Below are 16,935 nucleotides of genomic sequence, written 5' to 3'. Positions count from 1 at the left end.
CGCGAGGCCCGGCCGCCGCCTCGGGCGGTCAGGGCGAGGGCGTCCCGGCCGTCGGGGAAGCCCCGTACGCGGCGGACTCCTCGATGGTGCCGCCGAGCTTGTCCCGGGCCTCCTTCAGCGTGCGCATGGACTCCGCCGAGACCACCCAGCGGTTGCCGACCAGATACGTCCCGCCGTACATCTGGGCGTAGCCGAGCCAGTCGCGCTGCCCCTTGGTGGTCACAAAGCTGAGGAAGACATAGTTCTTCTTGCCCGCGTGGCAGACCCCCTGACGGTAGTCGTCGACATCCGTGGTGATCTCCGGCTTGCACCCCATGGTCCCGGCCAGCTTCTCAACGCTGGCGGGGCGGGCGGCCGGGGCGCTCGCGCTCGGCTTGGCCTTTCCGCCGCGGTCGATCGCCGCCTTGTCGGAGTCGGCGTCCGATCCGCACCCGGCGGCCAGCAGCGCCATCACCGCCACGGCCGGGGCCACGGCGGCGATCCGGCGGCGCGGCGGGGCCAGCGGCCGGGGGCGCGGGGCCACGGCGGCGCGGCCGGGCGCCGGACGGGAGGCGTCTTCCGGGAAGCACCTTCGCGGTGCGTGCTCGGGCTTCACATCCATCCCATACGTAGGCGGGGCGCGGGTCGTTCACCGGTTCCGGGAATTCCTTCGCGCGCCGCCGCGAAGACCGGTGCAGCGGCCCGGACGGGCGGATGGCAAAAAATTCGGGAGAGTACCAGCAAGTAGAGATCGCTGTCAGGCTTTTATTCATTGGTGATGAGCTCTCCACTCCCGGGCCACACCAGGCACTAGCGTCCGGTGTCACTCCGAACCAAGGAGGGCGCTGTGCGATCAGCCATCATCAGCAGATCCATTGCTTCCAGCCGCACGATCGGGACCGGGCTCATCATTGGTGCGCTCGCGATGACGCTCGCGGCACTGCTCATCCCCGTGAGCCTGTTCGGCCAAAGCAGCGCCGCAGCGCTCCCGAGCGGGGTCATCGACGACGGTAAAGGAACCATCAGTACGCAATACGGACCGCTCACCGCGGTCGACAGGGACTTCGTCCGCAAGGTCAAGCTCGCCGGCCTGTGGGAGCTGCCCTCGGGGCGCATGGCGCAGGAGCGCGGTAACACCGACGCCGTGAAGACCGCGGGTGAACACCTCATCGAGGGCCACACCGAGCTGGACCGCCGATCCAACGAGGTGGGCCAGGCTCTCGGAATCCCCCTGCCCACCCAGCCCAATGAGCAGCAGCAGGGCTGGCTCAACCAGATGACCACGGCCGCGTCACCGGCCGAGTTCCAGCAGCTGTTCGCCAACCTCCTGCGCGCCGCGCACGGAAAGGTCTTCGGCCTGGTCGCTCAGGTACGGGCGCAGAGCGAGAACTCCATGGTCAGGTCCCTCGCGACAAGGGCCAACGCAGTCGTTCTCGACCACATCACGGTCCTTGAGGACACCGGACTTGTCGACTTCGAGGCCCTCAACACAAAGTGAAGTGATCTCATGAGGCAACAGACCCATAAACGCGGGCGTTTCACAAACAAGACCGTGGCCATCGTGGCCGCGCTGGCGCTCGGCGGCGGCGGGGCGGCCATCATCGCGGCGAACGCGTCCGCGAGCGGCGACAAGAGCTCCGGCCAGGACCGGACGCTGTCGGCTACGGCGGGCACGATCAGCTGCCCCGACGTGGGCCAGAAGCTCAACACCGTGCCCCGTCAGGCCCGTGCCGAGGTCGACAGGAACCTGGCCGAGCTGGACACCCAGGTGGCCAACGCCTACCAGCGGATGGCCAAGAAGGAGGCGGGCACGGACTCCGTGCTCACCACGCTTCAGCAGCAGCGCACGGCCACCCTGGACCGCATCGGGATCGCCATCGGCCGCAGCTCCCAACGCCCGGCGGGCCTTGAGCAGATGAGCGCCTGCAAGATGCAGACCAACTTCGCCGGGAAGGGCCGTGGCAACGGCCAGGGCGGCAACCAGCAGGGCGGCGGCCAGCAGGGCAACCAGCAAGGCGGCAACCAGCAGGGCGGCCAGCAGCAGGGCGGCAACCAGCAAGGTGGCGGCCAGCAGCAAGGCGGCCAGCAGCAGGGCGGCAACCAGCAAGGTGGCGGCCAGCAGCAGGGCGGCAACCAGGGTGGCAACGGCGGACAGCAGGGCAACGGCCCCTCGCAGGACGACTTCGTCGACATCACGAAGGTGCAGCCCAACGTCAAGGAGCCGCAGAACCAGGGCGGCGCGTCGACCGGCGTCTTCGAGTCGAAGTGCGGCGTCAACGAGCAGGGCATCCGCAACACCGACAACGTGATCGTCGCGCCCGGCGTGGGCAACGGCGCCCACCACACCCACGACTACGTGGGCAACAAGACCACGAGCGCCAACTCCACCAACGACAGCCTGGCCGCGGGCGACACCACCTGCACCAACGGCGACCAGTCCACGTACTACTGGCCGGTGGTCCGGGTACAGGACGGCACCCAGGAGAAGGACGCCAACCAGCTCGGCGGCGGCCTGGAGGGCAACGTCGGCCGGATCCTGACCGCCAAGAGCTCCACACTCGAGTTCAAGGGCAACCCGGTCGGCAAGGTCACGGCGATGCCCCGCTTCCTGCGGATCATCACCGGTGACGCCAAGGCGTTCACCAACGGCACGGCCAACGCCAACGCCCACTGGAGCTGCACCGGCTTCGAGGACCGCCAGCTGACCGACAAGTACCCGCTCTGCCCCGCGGGCAGCGACGTGGTGCGCAGCTTCGCCTTCCAGAGCTGCTGGGACGGCAAGAACGCCGACAGCGCGAACCACCGTGACCACGTGGCCTTCGCCCAGCAGGACGGCTCCTGCCCCAATGGCTTCCAGGCGATCCCCCAGCTGGTGAACAAGATCACCTATGAGGTCCCGGCGGGTCAGACCTACGCGGTCGACGGTTTCCCCGAGCAGTTGCACAAGCCGATCACCGACCACGACGACTTCATCAACGTGATGTCGGACAAGCTGATGAGCGAGGCGGTGGACTGCATCAACAGCGGCCGGAAGTGCGGCTGATGCCCCAACGCCAGGCGTGCGCCGACCGTTCCTCGGTCGGCGCACGCCGCGTTTCCGCGCAGCACGAGACCGCGGACGACGCGGACGGCGGCGATCCGGCCGCCCAGCACCCGGACCACGCGGAGCGTTCGGGCCCCCCGGGCCCCCCGGGCCACCCGGACCACCCGGACCGGGCCGACCCCGAGGAGCTACCCCAGGGCACCCCCGGGCGGTTACCCGGGCGGACGGGGCCGGATCCCCGAGGCCGTGAGGCATCGCCCACGGACCAGGAACTCACCCAGCGGCTCAAGGACGGGTACCGAGGCCGGCTCGGCGCCATGGATCCGACGCCCGGTGAGATCCTCTACCGCCGCCACCACGAGGCGGCGCTCGCCTACGCCCGCACCTGCTGCCGCACCCTCCACGACGCCGAGGACCTCGTGTCCGAGGCGTTCATTCGTACGTTGCAGGCCATCCGGTCGGGCGGGGGTCCACGTGGCCCCTGGCGCCCGTATCTGCTGACCGTCATCCGCCACACCGCGATCGAGTGGAGCGCCGGCGAGCGCCAGGTGCTGCTCACGGCGGACTTCGAGTCGTGGCGGCAGGAGACCACCGAGGCGGATCCCCAGCAGCGCCTGCTGGCCGACGAGGACCGCAGGCTGCTGGTCCGCGGTTTCCGCACGCTGCCCGCGCGGTGGCGGACCGTGCTGTGGCACACGCTGGTGGAGGACGCCTCCCCGCAGCGCGTGGCCGCGCTGATGGGGCTGTCGCCCAGCGGTCTCACGTCCCTGGCGTTCCGGGCCCGTGAGGGGCTGCGCGAGGCGTATCTGCGCGCCCATGTGCAGTCCGAGTCCGCGGACAGCGACCGCTGCCGCCACTTCAGCGCCATGATCGGCGCGTCGGTGCGGCGTGGCGCGGTACGCGGCCGTGGCCTCGGGCGCCACCTGGCCGAGTGTTCCTTCTGCGCGCGGGCGTACACCGAGCTGCTCGGCCTCAACTCGGCCATGCCGGGGACCACTCGGGCCCCGGAGTCCACCGGCACACGGCGCTGAGCCCCCACCCCTCCGGCCGGGCCCGGACACGGCCCCGGACATGGCACTGCCGGCCGCGATTCGCGGCCGGCAGTGGGGTGTGCGGGGCCCGGGGGGTGTCCGCCGGCCACGCGGCGGAGCCGCACATCGATGCTGTCCCCTCCCCGCCCCTTCCCGCAGTGTCGATGTGCGGCTCCGCCGCGTGGGGGGCTTTGCCCCTGGACTCCTGGGGTCTGGGGCGGAGTTCCAGTTTCGGGAAGGGGCGGGGTGGGGGACGAGCCCGCCGCACGCGTCAAGATCCGCCGGACAGGGCCTACGCCCCGGCTCACAGTCCGTTGACGCGCGCCTCCCTCGCCATGCCGCCCACGGGCCGCAGCCCGGTCGGCGCGCCCCGGCCGCGGCGGGTGACCGCCCGGGAGTAGTGGCGCCGGATCCGGTCCATCTGCGCCATCAGCCGGCGGCCGCGCAGCGCCATCTCCAGCTCGAAGCGTATCCGCGGGTCGCGCAGGCCGGGCCCGAAGAGCTTCTCGATCTGGCGCAGCCGGTAGCGCACGGTCTGCGGATGCACCTTGAGCGCCTTGGCCGCTTCGGGCGCGCCGCCGCCCTCGAGCCATGCGAGCAGGGTCATCTGCAACCGCTCGCTCTGCCGGGGGGTCAGTCCGGCCAGCGGCTTGAGCCACCGGGACGCCAACGCCCGCACCAGGGACTCGTCCTGGAGCAGGAGCAGCGTCGAGAGGTGATCGTCCACGAAGAGTATCCGAGCCTCGGGGCCGCTGCGCGCATGGGTCATGGTGAGCAGCCGTCGGGCCCACCGCACCGAGGAGGCCGTGTCGTTCAGCGGAACGACATGGCCGACGGCGGCGGTGCGGCCCCGCAGCGCGGTCTCCAGGGCGCCGCGCCCGGAGGCCGGCTCGGGGGCGGGCTCCCGGTCCGGGTCCGGCTCGGCGGTCGCCGCCGGCTCGGCCAGGGTGTCCGGGACGGTGTCCGCGACCGGGTCGGGGATCAGCAGGCACAGCTCGTCGCCGACGGCGCCGATGAGGGTGTCGCCGAACACCGCGGCCAGCTGCGGCGCCTCGCCCGGGGTGGGCAGCACGATGGCCTGGACCGTCTCGGGCAGGGGCCAGCGGGCGGCCCGGGACAGCTCGGCCAGCGCCCGCTCGGACACGGGCACTTCGCCCACGAGGGCGTCGAAGAGGTCACGCCTGGCCCGCTCGGGCGGTACCTCGGTCAGGGACTTACGGCCCCGGGCTCCGTCGGCCACCGCTTGCTCGGTGGCCTCCTCGCCAGGGGACCGGTAGCCGAAAGCCGTCAGGAGGGCCTGTTCGACCGTCCATCGGACCTTGTCACGCTCAGTGTCCTCCAAGAGGTCGGCGAATCCCGGAATCCTGCGCCGAAGGGTCTCAACCACTTCTTCGGCCAGGGACGGGAGTTCATTGCGCAGGACGCGGGTCCGCTCGCCACGGGGGGGACGGGGGGACCAGATGCGGTTCGCGAGTTCGCCCATCATTACCTCGTTCTTGCCGGGGGGAGGCCTGCCCGTTGGGGGGTCGGTCAGGCCCGTGGAGGTTGCCTCCGTCGCCGGTCGTCCGCTCCGGAAGAGGGAGTCGAGGGTCCTCCGATGAATCTTGGAGGCACCCCTCCCCTGCCGGTCCCGGCGCTTTGCCGGGTCTTTGCCATCGAAATGACAGTGGAGCAGCCCGAGACGGTGTGGGCAGTGGTCGTCCACAAGAAGTTGTCACATTACGACAAATCTTATGGAGATCACGTGTAGTTCGGAGATGCTGCCGTACCCAACGACGACTTGACGTACTCGTCATTCGCGCGATCAGGCGCGATCGGGAGGCTTCGAATGCCCATGCCCCAGCCGCCGACTCCCCCGATTCCGGGGCCGCGCCGCAGGGCTCGCCGCGGAGGATCAACCATGCCACAAGGACCCGGAGGACCCGGCGGACGACGGGCCGGCCGCCGCGCCCGCCCGGTCCGAGCCGGCATCGGCTGGCCGCGCCACACCGTGCTGTACGCCGCTGTGGCGGCGGTCATACTCTCGCTGATCGTGGCCGGCAACGCCGGTGCGTTCACGAAAACTTGGGCCTTCCTCGACTTCGGGGCCGGTGTCCTCGCACTGGTCTCGCTGAGCAGCGCCGTGCTCTGGGGCCTGGCGGCCACCGACCGGCTGATCCTGCACTCGAACCACCGGCTGCTCGCCCAGGGTGTCCACCGTGGCGCCGCGGTGGCCGGCCTGCTCTTCCTCGTTCTCCATGTGTGGGTGAAGGTGGCGGAGAGCCGGACGCCCGCCGCGGCCATCGTGATACCGTTCGCTGACGCAAATAAACCTGTGCTGATCGGACTTGGCACTTTGGCCGGATACCTCTTCATCACGGCGGCGGTCACCGGAGCGGTACGCAGCTCCTTCGCCTCCGCCGGCAAGTCGCGCTGGCGGTACCGCTGGTGGCGGGCGCTGCATGTGGCCGCTTACCCCGCGTGGTGTGCCGCGCTGATCCACGGTCTGAAGAGCGGCCGCGCCGCGAAGGACTGGGCGACCGCCGGATACATCATGGCGCTGGCCGCGGTGGCCATCACCCTGTGGATCCGGCTCGCCACCCGCCGGGCCGAGCGCAGCGAGCGCGACGCCGTCATCACCGGCCAGATGAACGCGGTCGGCGGCCCCCAGGGCGGCGGGCCGCGCAGGCCCATGTCGTCCGCGCCCCCGGCCGGCGGGGCCTCCTCGCGTGATGGTGAACCCCTCGGCGCCTCGCGCGGGTGGGGCGCGTGATCTCGACCAAACCCAGACTGGCCTGTATCGATCCGCCCCGGCTGCTGGCCGGGCTGGACGAGACATACCGGCTCGACCGGGTGGGACACCTGACCGTCCACGGCTCGATGCCCGCCCTGCGGGCGGACGAACTGGTGGCCCTCGCGGAGAACATCGACCTGCGCGGCCGAGGCGGCGCGGGTTTTCCGTTCGCCAAGAAGCTGACGGCCGTGATGGAGTCGGCGGGCCGCCGGGACGGCCGCTGCGCGGTGGTGGTCAACGGCAGTGAGGGCGAGCCCAGTTGTCTCAAGGACACCGCGCTGCTGCTGCACACCCCGCATCTGGTCATCGACGGCGCCGTGCTGGCGGCCACCGCGCTGGGCGCCGACGATGTGGCCATCGCCGTCCACCGGCCGGATGTCGAGGAGTCGCTGAACGCCGCCATCGCCGAGCGCGGCCCGAGCGGCCCGCGGGTGCAGGTGAGCGTGACGGACGACCGGTTCGTCGCCGGTGAGGGCGGCGCCGTCATCAACGGCATCAGCGGCGCGCCCGCCATCCCCAACGGCCGCAAGATTCGCACCAGCGACAGCGGCCTGGCCGGGCTGCCGACCCTGCTGTCCAACACCGAGACGTATGCGCAGCTCGCCGTGGCCGCGCGGATGGGCGCCCTGCCGTTCCGCTCGGTGGGGCTGCCCACCGAGCCCGGCACCACCCTGCTGACGGTGGGCGGGAAGTTCGTCATGGAAACCCCGTTCGGGGTGCCGCTCAGCTACGTCCTGGAGCTGTGCGGCCTCACTCCGGGCCAGGGTGTTCTGGTGGGCGGCTACCACGGCAAGTGGCTGCTGCCCGACAGTCTCGCGTCGGTGAACATCTCCCGGGAGTCCATGGAGAAGTACAACGCGCGGCTCGGGGCCGGGGCGGTGCTGCCGATCCCGGAGAACACCTGCCCGGTCGGCGAGACCGCGCGGGTGGCGCGCTGGCTGGCGGGCGAGACCGCCAACCAGTGCGGGCCCTGTTTCATCGGGCTGCCCGCGCTCGCGGACGCGATCGGCCAGGTGGAACGGGGCGGTGGCCAGGCGGCGTTGGACAGCGTGAGCGCGTACATCGAGTCGGTGAAGCGCCGTGGCGCCTGTAGCCACCCCGATGGCACGGCGGGCTTTGTGACCACCGCGCTGGACGCGTTTCCGGACGAGTTCCGGGAACACGCGCTGGGCCCCGGATGCGGCCGTCCCACGCTCGGGGTGCTGCCGCTGACCGACGGCGCCTCCTCCGGGCCGCTGGCCCTGCCACCGGGCCCCTCGGCCACCCGGCGGGACGAGCGGGACGCCTCGGAGCAGCTCCTCGTGGACTGGACGCTGTGTCAGGGCCATGGGCTGTGCGCGGACATCCTCCCCGAGGTGATCGAGCTCGGCATCGACGGCTATCCGCACCGGGCCAAGTACGGGGTGCCCCGCCAGCTGCGCGGGCAGGCCGTCCGCGCGGTGCGGCGGTGCCCCGCGCTGGCGCTGCGCCTCGAGGAGTAGCCCCCGCTTCGATCTCCCCCCACTCGACGGCCGTCCTATAACGGCCGTCGATTCGTCTGTGCTCACGGAAACACGTGTTTTTGCGTCTGATGACAAATTTTGAAGCCCATGAACGCCCGCCGAGACCTGCTCCGTATGCAAGTGACGTCGGCGCAAAACAGCCGCCGGACCGCAAGCTTGAAGGAGTGGGCATGAAGAAGCGGCAGATCGCGTTCGCCGGGGCCTCCGTCGCGATGGTCCTGATGACCGCGGCGTGCGGCAGCACCGAGAACAAGTCCTCGGGCAGCGCCAACGTCCAGCCCATCGGCGGCACCCAGACCGTGGGCGTGGGCGCCACCTCGGGGTCGTCGGGCTACGGCACCAGCGCCGGCTCCGGAAACGAGGCCGGGGGCGACAGCGGCGCCACGGAGTCCGGCAAGGACGCGCTGACCGGCCCGGCCAAGCAGCTGTCGGTGCGCGACGTCCCCAAGCTCGGCTCGGTCGTCACCGACAGCAAGGGCTGGACGCTCTACCGGTTCGACGAGGACACCTCCGGCGCCTCCCCCAAGTCCAACTGCAACGACGCCTGCGCCACCAAGTGGCCGCCGGTGCCCGCCGCCGACGCCACCGTCAGCACCGGGATCGACAAGGGCGAGCTGGGCACCACCACCCGGGCCGACGGCACCAAGCAGCTCACGCTGGGCGGCTGGCCGGTGTACCGCTTCGCCGGGGACACCAAGGCCGGGGACACCAAGGGCCACGGCGTGGGCGGCACCTGGAACGCCCTGGCGCCCGACGGAAAGCCGGCCGGGAAGAAGGCGGCCCAGGACGACAGCCTCCAGCTCTCGGTCAACGACAACGCCAAGCTCGGCAAGATCGTCGTGGACGGCCAGGGCATGACCGTCTACCGGTTCGACAAGGACAGCGCCTGGCCGATGAAGACCGGCTGCCTGGGCGCCTGCCTGGAGACCTGGAAGCCCGTCAAGCCCGTGGACACCTCCAAGGTGGCGGGCGTGGACCCGAAGAAGCTCACCACCTTCACCCGGCCCGACGGCTCCAAGCAGCTGGCCTTCGACTGCTGGCTGCTGTACACCTTCACCGGGGACACCAAGCCCGGCGACACCAACGGACAGGGCAAGCAGGGGCTTTGGTTCGCGGTCACCGACAAGGCCAAGAAGGCCGGCGTGTCCGCCTCGGAGTGAAGTACGAACAGCGATCCGTATCAATCAGCGGTCCACCGAGCGGGGGGCCCGAGGCCACCGGCGCCCCCGGGCCTCCCCGCCGGACCACTACCGGGAGGTTGACGTGTCACACGTACTGCGTGCCACCGCGCTCTGCGCGGTGCTGCTGGTGAGCGGCTGCGCCGGCGGCCAGGGGCAGAGCCACGCGGGCCATGAGCAGAAGAAGACCTCCCCGTCCGCCGAGGGCTCCGCCGTGAAGACCGCCGGACCCGCGACGCTGACGAAGATCGCCGATGCCATCGGCTGCAAGGCGAACGTCGTCACCGACGCCGAGGAGCTGCGCCAGGCGGCGTGCAAGTCCGGCAAGTCCCAGTACACCCTGGTCACCTTCGCCACCGACAAGGGGAAGCGCGAGTGGCTGTCGGAGTCCAAGGACTACGGCGGCACCTATCTCGTCGGCTACCGCTGGTCGGTGACGGCCCCCTCGGAGAACTCCCTGAAGCCGCTCCGCACCAAGCTCGGCGGCACCATCGAGATCGGAACCTCCCACCAGGGCATGGAGATGGAGCCCGGGCAGGGCCACTCCGAACACGCGCAGCACGGCTGACTCCGTGTCATGTCGGCCCGGCCGTGCGGCCCTCAGGATCTGCGGGTGTCCGCCCACCTGAGCAGGTCGGGATCGGCGAGGCTGGCGACCCACAGGTCCACCGGTGGCCGCTCGTCCGCGGGTTTGCGGGGGCCCACCCCGAGGACTCTGAGCCCGGCCCGGGACGCGGACAGAAAGCCGCACTGGGAGTCCTCCACCGCCAGGGCGTCGCCGGGGGCCGCACCGCACCGGCGGGCGGCCTCCAGATACACGTCCGGATGCGGCTTGGGGCGCACCTCGCCCTCGGGGACCAGCACATGGCCGAAGTACCGCAGCAGGCCGGCGCGGGAGAGCCCGGCCTCGACCACGTCGCGTGGGCAGTTGCTCGCCACGGCGAGTGGGGCGAACTGGGCGGCCTTGCGGACGATTTCGCTGGCCCCGGGCATGGTGACCGGGTCCTCGGCCACCAGTTGGCGGAAGTTCTCCAGGAGTTGCGCGGTCATCTGCCCGGCGAGTTCGGGGGCCCCGGCGTACTCGGCCATCATGCGGCCGCACTCGCTGTAGTGAAGGCCCTTGGTGGCGTTCGCGAACTGCCGGTCGACGGTGGATCCGTGGCGGCCGAGCACCACCTCGCGCGCCTTCTCCCAGTGCCGTTCGGAGTCCATGAGGGTCCCGTCGCAGTCGAAGACGATGGCTGCGGGGGTCCAAGCGAGAAGCGTGTTGGCTGTCATCTGCCTGCCGTTCCATGGGAGTGGACGAATCGGCGCAGGGTGTGCCTGTACCTGCGGAAGACCAGCGCAGTGGGGTTCCTGGCGGCTCAGGCGCGAGAGCGCCGACCGCTGCCGTCCGATCCGCGAGCGCCTGATCGCTCGCGCGACGCGGGAAGCCGTACAGGCGGAGAGTCGCCTGCCCGAAAGATAACGATCACTACGGTAGTTAGATGACCCGCAGTAAGCAAGAGACTACTATGTGTCGGCGTTTCGTTCGTCGGTGTCGTGTTCGCCGGTGTCGTGTTCGCCGGTTCCGTGTTCTGCGGTCGGGTGCTCGTCGCTCAGACGTACCGAAGCACGCCGACCGCGGTCCACTCCCCCGCCTGCCGCAGCCGGAAGACACAGGTCCGGCCGTACGGGACGCACTCGACCCGGGCGGGCGGGGCGAATTCGGTGAACCGGAGGGCACGCAGCCGGCAGCCGAAGGGGCGGGTCAGCACGCCCCCCGTCGCCAACGCCGCGGCCTGGCGGGCGGCTTCCAGCAGGACCAGGCCCGGCACATGGTCGCTCCAGTGGTCGAAGAAGAACGGGTGGCGCAGGTCCGCCGGGTCCAGGCGCAGGGCACCCGCCTCCCGCACCACCATGACGTCACGCTCCGCCGGCACCGCCACTGACCGCGGCGAGGGCCGCGCGAGGACTTCCGAACGGGGTCGCGCGGCGGGCTCCGGCGCCGCGCGGCGGGCCGTCTCGTACGCCTCCGGGGCGAGGAAACGCGCGGTGCCGCCGGCCCGCGCGAAGGGCACCCCGTCCGTGAGCAGCCGGATGTCGAGGCGCAGCCCGGAGACGAACCGGCCGCAGGGGGTGGTGCGTACGTCGGCCACGGCGGCGCGGCAGACCACGTCCGTGGCCCCGTGTTCGACCCGCGGCTCGGCGGACGGGTCGAGCACGAAGGAGAGGTCCTTGATCACGAAGTGCGCCCCCGCGGCGGTCGCGAAGTGGCGGGAGGGCAGATAGATGCCCAGCTGGCGCAGGGTCTCGGCGACCATCAGGGGGTGATGGCGGCCGTCCGGACCGTGCGGGAAGGTGGGGTGGGAGCGGGGCCACTGCACCGCGGCCACGAACCGGTCCCCGCCCAGCGCCCGGACATCGGTGAGCAGCACCTCGGCCACCGAGGTGCGGTGCACCGCCTCGCGCGCCACGGTGCGGGACCAGCTCAGCCGCGGCACCGCGAGCTCCCACGGTTCCGGGGGTTGTGCGCGCTGCGGGCGCTTCCCAGGCTCCGGCGGCTCTGGAAAACCACGCGCCTCACCAATAATGGCCATAAAATATTAATAATCGTTGACCTGTGGGTCTTCACCTCCATGACACGCGAGAAGTCCGCTAAATTCACCCCGACAACGCATCGCACGCGACGGATCGAGGACGGACACCACGTGCAAGAGCGGGCCGAGCAGACACGCCGATCCCTCCTGGAAGCGGCGGCTTCCCTCTTCGACGAACGGGGCTACGCCGGCACCAGCATCAGCGACATCGCCACCCGGTCCGGCCATACCAGCGGCGCCATCTACTTCCACTACGCGAGCAAGGAGAAACTCGCGCTCGCCGTGGTCGAGGGACACTTCGCCACCTGGCCGCCGCTGATCGAGCGGCACACCGAGCCCGCCCCCGGCACCCCCGCCCTGGAGCAGTTGGTGGGGCTGAGCTTCGCGGTGGCCCGCGCCTTCCGCGACGACATCGTCGTACGGGCGGGGGCGCGGCTGTGGACGGAGCGCACGCTGATCGCGGCGCCGCTCCCGCCGCCCTTCGTCGGCTGGATCGACGCCGTGACCGCGATGCTGGAGCGGTCGCGCGCCGAGGGCGAGCTCGCCCCGCACATCGACCCCGAGCGCGCCTCCCGGACGGTGGTGTGCGCCTTCTTCGGCGTGCACACCGTCTCCGAGGCCCTGGACCGGCGCCGGTCCATCGAGGACCATCTGTCCGATCTCTGGGCGCTGCTGCTGCCCTCGCTCCAGGCCCGCCCCGCCCCGATGGAGCTGCTCCCGGTGGCCCGGCAGGGCTGAGCGCGGGGCCGTGGGCGGGCCTTACCGGCGCGTGGCTACCAGATCTCGTCGACCCACTCGGGGTGGTCGACGAACGGGTTCCGGTTGTGCTGGTAGTCGTCGTATATCACCTGGTTGCGCCGCTGTTCGAAGGCGTCCGGCGGGTCCTCGGCGTTCCACTTGCGCAGGACGGACAGCCGCCCCAGATACGGCTGGCTGCCGTTGCCCGCCTTGTCGTTGACCTCGAGGTCGGCGAAGCCGTCGCCGCCCTCGTAGCGCACCGCCATATAGAAGATCATGCGGGCCACATCGCCCTTGACGGCGTCGCGGGGCTCGAAGGAGTCGGCGTCGGTGTAGTTGCCGGGTGCCCCGGACACCTGGGATCCGCCCTCGTCGAAGTCCTTGTTGCCACGGGTGCTGTTGACCGACACATCCTCCGGGCGCAGATGGTGCAGATCGGTGCCCGGACCGGTGGCGGTGCCGAAGTCGCCGTGCGACTTGGCCCAGACGTGTTCCCGGTTCCAGTTGCCGACGTTGCCGCCATTGGAACTCTTGCTCTGCGACCGGCCGGAGTAGAGCAGGATGACGTTGGCGGAGTTGCGCGGGTCCTCGTCGGTGTTCTTGAGGGCCTCCCAGACCTGGCTGTACGAGACCTTCGAGTTGGTGCTGATGATCTTGTACAGCGAGTCCTTGAGCGACTCACCGGTCTTGCCGATGGCGTCCTTGTAGTACGTGTCGTCGTATCCACCGGCGAGCGCGGGGCTCGTGGGCGCGGAGCCGGCGGTGGCGGGGGCCTGCGCGGTGGCGGTCACGGCCACCGCGCAGACCAGCAGGGCCAGGGATTTCCAGCGGGTCACACGGGTCATGTGCACAGGCGGTCCTCTCCCCGATTCACGTTCGATCGCCGAAAGCGTGTCAGAGAGCGGATCTCCCAAAGGTGAACGGCAGGGAGAGGTTTTGTGACAGGGTCATGACTAAACCCGCCCGGGAGAGCTCCGTGCCTCTCTCCCGCCCTCCCTCCCTGCGGGGGATTACAACGACGCGCCCCCGCACATCACCAGCGTCTGGCCGGTGGTCGAGCCCCCCTCCGGCCCGAGCAGAAACGACGTCAGCCCGGCCACCTCCTCAGGGCGTACGAGCCTGCCCAGCGGCGGCACGACCGGAGGGGTCGCGCTGCGGCCGGGGTCCCGCAGCATCGGGGTGTCCGTGGGGCCGGGCGCCACGACGTTCACGGTGACCGCGCGCGGCGCCAGCTCCGCGGCCCAGGACCGGGCCATGGCCGCCAGCGCCGCCTTGGTGGCCGCGTACTGGCTCTTGCCCGGAACACCGGTCATGGTGCGGCTGCCCACGAGCACCACCCGGCCCCCGTCCGCGATCCGGTCCGCCAGGGTGTCGACCAGGACCTCGGCCGCCTGCACATGGACCCGCCACATCAGTTCGCCGTCGGCCGCCGACAACCCGCCCAGCCGGGCGGAGCGCTGAACACCCGCCGCGTGCACGATCGCGTCCACCCCGGCCACCGGGGCGAGCGCGTCCCGCAGCGCCTCCGGCCGCGCCAGATCGACCGGGATCCAGCGCATCCGCTCGGCGGACACCGGCTCCGTACGGCTGATCCCGGTGATCCGCCACCCCTCGTCCAGCAGCCGGGCGGCGATGGCGGCGCCGATGCCGGAGCTGGCGCCGGTGACCACCGCGTGGCGGGGCTCAGACATCGGCCGCCCAATCCGGCGCCACCCGCACGTACTTGATGGCCCGGCGGTGGTAGGTGTACGCGATGTGCAGCGCGCCGTCCGGCGTCTGCGTCACGGACGGGTAGGACAGCTCGCGGTTGAGGCGGTCGCGCGAGTTGTTGGTCAGGCAGTGTCCGTCGCCCGTGTCGAGATCCCTGCGGTGCGGCCAGGTCAGGCCACCGTCGGACGAGAGGGCCAGGGTCATCGGGGCGCGTGGCGCGCCCCAGAACGCGGTCCTGCCGCCGTCGGCCACCTCGGCCGGGGCGGTGGCGGCGGTGGCGGCCGGGGACTCACCCGCCTGGCCGTCCTCGTCGATCTCGTCGTAGAGCGAGACCCGGCGCGCGGTGGCGTCCGCGGCGCTGCTGTGGTTGTAGACCAGCGCGAGCCGTCCGTCGGCGAGCGGGACGTACTGGACGGAGGAGTTGTTGTTCGGCAGCTCCGTCGGCACCGGCTCGCTCCAGGTCTCGCCCCCGTCGTGGGAGTGCGAGCGGTACACCGCGTCCGCCCACCGGCTGCGGAACAGCGCGAGCAGGGTGCCGTCGGGCAGCGGGTGGATGTTCATGTGCACACAGCCGGTGGACCCGGGCACCGGCCGCTCGCGCCAGGTCCGCCCCTGGTCATCGCTGATCATCACCGCGCTGGTGTCGTGGTCGCCGACCCACGGGACACCCGGGGTGGCCACGCAGTGGAACACCGGCAGCAGCCACCGCCCGTCCTCCAGGACCACCACCGGCTGGCGGACGAAGACACCGCCGGTCGCGGTGGCCGCGAACAGCGTGCGCGTCGGCCCCCAGGTGGCGCCCCCGTCCGCCGAGGTCCGCAGCCGCACCTCGGCGGTGTCCTGATTGCCCGCCTGCTGGGCGGTGTGCAGCAGCCACAGCTCGCCGGTCGGCGCGGAGAAGAGCACGGGGTTCTGCTCCGAGCGCGTCGGGTCGTCGGAGAGTTGCACCGGGTCGGTCCAGGTGTCCGAGCCCGGGGCGAGCCGGGAGAACCACACACAGATGTCGGCGACACCCTCCTGCGTACCGCCGAACCACACGCACCCCAGGTCACCCCCGGGCAGGACGGCCAGGTTGGCGGCGTGGTTCTGCACGGCGGGCGCGGGCAGGAACGCCTCGGCGCGCGCCGGGTCGTCCGGGCGCTCGCGCACCCGCCCGTCGGTCCGCAGCGCCTCGTCGGACTGCACTGGGGTGGTGTCGTGGTCGGCGGTCATGCCGCGGGCTCCTTCGATGGTGCGGGGTGGGTGTCGGATCACAGTGATGCTGGAGCGGGACGTCAGCGGTTGTACGCCGGCATCGGCCCCCGCAGCCGGGCCCCGACCTCGTCGCAGGCCGCGACCACGTCGGCCGGCAGCGGACCCGCCTGCGCGGCCGCCGCATTGGCCAGCAGATGCTCGACGCGCGAGCCGCCGAGCAGCAGCGCGTCCACCCCGTCCCGGCCGAGCAGCCATCGCAGCGACAGCTCGACGAGTCCGAGGCCCGCGCCCTCGGCGATCCGGGCCAGGTCCCGCACGGCCTCGAAGAGCCGGGGGTCCCAGTACCGCTGCCGGTACATCTCGGCCAGCCGGGAGTCGCCGAACCGCCCCGACCCGGGCGTCTCCTCGAAAGTGTGGCGGCCCGTCAGCAGCCCGCCGCCGAGCGGGTTGTAGACCATGGTGCGCACGCCGCTGGTGGCCGCGTACTCCAGGTACTCCTCCTCGACCCGCCGGGCCAGCAGGTTGTACAGCTGCTGGGCGACCACCGGGCGCGGCGCGCCCACCCGCTCCGCGGTGTGGCCGACCTCGGCGATCTGCCACGCCGCGTAGTTGGACACGCCCAGCGCCAGGACCTTGCCCTCGGCGACGAACTCGGCGACGGCGCCGAGCGTCTCCTCGAGCGGGGCCGACCGGTCGGGCTGGTGCAGATAGAAGAGGTCGACGTGGTCGGTGTCCAGGCGCCGGAGGCTGCCTTCGAGGGCCGCCCGCAGCCCGCGCGCGGACAGCGGGGAGTGGTCGCCGTGGTCGGGGTGCGGCATTCCGGCCTTGGTGGCCAGCACGATCCGGTCCCGGCGGCCGGGCAGCAGCTCGGCCAGGATCGTCTCGGTGACCCCGCCCGCGTATGCGTTGGCGGTGTCCACACCGGTCACCCCGGCGTCCAGCGCCGCGTCCAGCATCGCGGCGGCACCGGCGCGGTCCACCGTGTCGCCGAAGGTCATGGTGCCCAGCACCAGGCGCGAGAGCGGCACCGGTACGCCGGGCAGCTGCACCGCGCCGGGCGAGGTCCGGCGGGTGGTGTCGGGGTCGGTCATCGGGGGGTGGCTCCTTCGGCCGGCGCGCCCCGGGCCTGGGCCGCCGGTCTTGTCACCGTCCCCGTCTACCCCACCTCTTCGCAGGAGCAGACGCTGCACATCCTGCGGGATTCGGGC

General features: G+C 71.5%; 16 protein-coding genes. 8 read left to right on the top strand and 8 right to left on the bottom strand.

All coding sequences use genetic code 11. The features are described 5' to 3' along the window. Positions 1–28: 28 nt before the first annotated feature. Complete coding sequence (locus ABTY62_RS28715; RefSeq protein WP_352132308.1) at positions 29–601, bottom strand: hypothetical protein; 573 nt, start codon at positions 599–601, stop codon at positions 29–31. A gap of 225 nt (positions 602–826) precedes the next feature. Here ABTY62_RS28715 and ABTY62_RS28710 point away from each other — a divergent pair, with 225 nt between their 5' ends. Genes ABTY62_RS28710 through ABTY62_RS28700 form a run of 3 tightly spaced genes read left to right on the top strand, consistent with a single transcriptional unit; the run spans position 827 to position 4,053 of the window. Then, positions 827–1,477, top strand: coding sequence for a DUF4142 domain-containing protein (locus ABTY62_RS28710; protein WP_352132307.1), 651 nt, complete (start codon positions 827–829; stop codon positions 1,475–1,477). A 9-nt stretch (positions 1,478–1,486) separates the two neighbouring features. After that, on the top strand, positions 1,487–3,022 hold the full coding sequence (locus ABTY62_RS28705; protein ID WP_352132306.1) for a DUF1996 domain-containing protein: 1,536 nt from the start codon (positions 1,487–1,489) through the stop codon (positions 3,020–3,022). Continuing rightward, the gene (locus ABTY62_RS28700) at positions 3,022–4,053 is read left to right on the top strand and encodes an RNA polymerase sigma factor (RefSeq protein WP_352132305.1); all 1,032 of its coding nucleotides are present in this window, start codon (positions 3,022–3,024) and stop codon (positions 4,051–4,053) included. The genes ABTY62_RS28705 and ABTY62_RS28700 overlap by 1 nt, the downstream gene beginning before the upstream one ends. Positions 4,054–4,357: 304 nt before the next feature. Here the strand turns inward: ABTY62_RS28700 and ABTY62_RS28695 are convergent, their stop codons facing one another. Then, positions 4,358–5,395: a PucR family transcriptional regulator gene (locus ABTY62_RS28695; protein WP_385336664.1), complete on the bottom strand. Its 1,038-nt coding sequence runs from the start codon at positions 5,393–5,395 to the stop codon at positions 4,358–4,360. Between the two features lie 558 nt (positions 5,396–5,953). Between ABTY62_RS28695 and ABTY62_RS28690 the strand changes: the two genes are divergently transcribed. The 4 genes from ABTY62_RS28690 (at position 5,954) to ABTY62_RS28675 (ending at position 10,074) form a co-directional block, all read left to right on the top strand. Continuing rightward, positions 5,954–6,805, top strand: coding sequence for a ferric reductase-like transmembrane domain-containing protein (locus ABTY62_RS28690; protein ID WP_352132303.1), 852 nt, complete (start codon positions 5,954–5,956; stop codon positions 6,803–6,805). Next, entirely contained in the window at positions 6,793–8,307 is a 1,515-nt protein-coding gene (locus tag ABTY62_RS28685; RefSeq protein ID WP_311730647.1) for an NADH-ubiquinone oxidoreductase-F iron-sulfur binding region domain-containing protein, read from the top strand. Before ABTY62_RS28690 ends, ABTY62_RS28685 begins: the two co-directional genes overlap by 13 nt. A gap of 191 nt (positions 8,308–8,498) precedes the next feature. After that, positions 8,499–9,488 (top strand): SCO0930 family lipoprotein, encoded by a 990-nt coding sequence (locus tag ABTY62_RS28680; RefSeq protein WP_311730646.1) that lies wholly within the window; start codon positions 8,499–8,501, stop codon positions 9,486–9,488. A gap of 103 nt (positions 9,489–9,591) precedes the next feature. Then, positions 9,592–10,074 (top strand): hypothetical protein, encoded by a 483-nt coding sequence (locus tag ABTY62_RS28675; protein WP_352132302.1) that lies wholly within the window; start codon positions 9,592–9,594, stop codon positions 10,072–10,074. A gap of 32 nt (positions 10,075–10,106) precedes the next feature. Here ABTY62_RS28675 and ABTY62_RS28670 read toward each other — a convergent pair whose 3' ends face one another. Then, complete coding sequence (locus tag ABTY62_RS28670) at positions 10,107–10,784, bottom strand: HAD family hydrolase (protein WP_352132301.1); 678 nt, start codon at positions 10,782–10,784, stop codon at positions 10,107–10,109. 320 nt (positions 10,785–11,104) lie between these two features. Further along, positions 11,105–12,085 (bottom strand): ScbA/BarX family gamma-butyrolactone biosynthesis protein, encoded by a 981-nt coding sequence (locus ABTY62_RS28665; RefSeq protein ID WP_502997533.1) that lies wholly within the window; start codon positions 12,083–12,085, stop codon positions 11,105–11,107. 111 nt (positions 12,086–12,196) lie between these two features. On the opposite strand from ABTY62_RS28665, the gene ABTY62_RS28660 reads away from it, so the two are divergent. Next, positions 12,197–12,823, top strand: a complete 627-nt coding sequence (locus ABTY62_RS28660) for a ScbR family autoregulator-binding transcription factor (protein WP_352132299.1) — start codon at positions 12,197–12,199, stop codon at positions 12,821–12,823. Positions 12,824–12,858: 35 nt separating this feature from the next. On the opposite strand, the gene ABTY62_RS28655 is transcribed toward ABTY62_RS28660, so the two are convergent. The 4 genes from ABTY62_RS28655 to ABTY62_RS28640 form a co-directional block, all read right to left on the bottom strand. Next, the gene (locus tag ABTY62_RS28655) at positions 12,859–13,668 is read right to left on the bottom strand and encodes an endonuclease I family protein (RefSeq protein ID WP_352132298.1); all 810 of its coding nucleotides are present in this window, start codon (positions 13,666–13,668) and stop codon (positions 12,859–12,861) included. Positions 13,669–13,833: 165 nt separating this feature from the next. Continuing rightward, complete coding sequence (locus ABTY62_RS28650; protein WP_352132297.1) at positions 13,834–14,514, bottom strand: SDR family NAD(P)-dependent oxidoreductase; 681 nt, start codon at positions 14,512–14,514, stop codon at positions 13,834–13,836. After that, positions 14,507–15,745: a sialidase family protein gene (locus ABTY62_RS28645; protein WP_352132296.1), complete on the bottom strand. Its 1,239-nt coding sequence runs from the start codon at positions 15,743–15,745 to the stop codon at positions 14,507–14,509. The genes ABTY62_RS28650 and ABTY62_RS28645 overlap by 8 nt, the downstream gene beginning before the upstream one ends. Before the next feature lie 62 nt (positions 15,746–15,807). Further along, positions 15,808–16,818, bottom strand: coding sequence for an aldo/keto reductase (locus ABTY62_RS28640; RefSeq protein WP_352132295.1), 1,011 nt, complete (start codon positions 16,816–16,818; stop codon positions 15,808–15,810). Between the last annotated feature and the right edge of the window lie 117 nt (positions 16,819–16,935).

Source organism: Streptomyces sp. NPDC097640, assembly GCF_040302705.1.
GTDB lineage: Bacteria > Actinomycetota > Actinomycetes > Streptomycetales > Streptomycetaceae > Streptomyces.
Note: the sequence above shows the minus strand (reverse complement) of the source record. Positions and strands in the feature narration are given on the sequence as shown.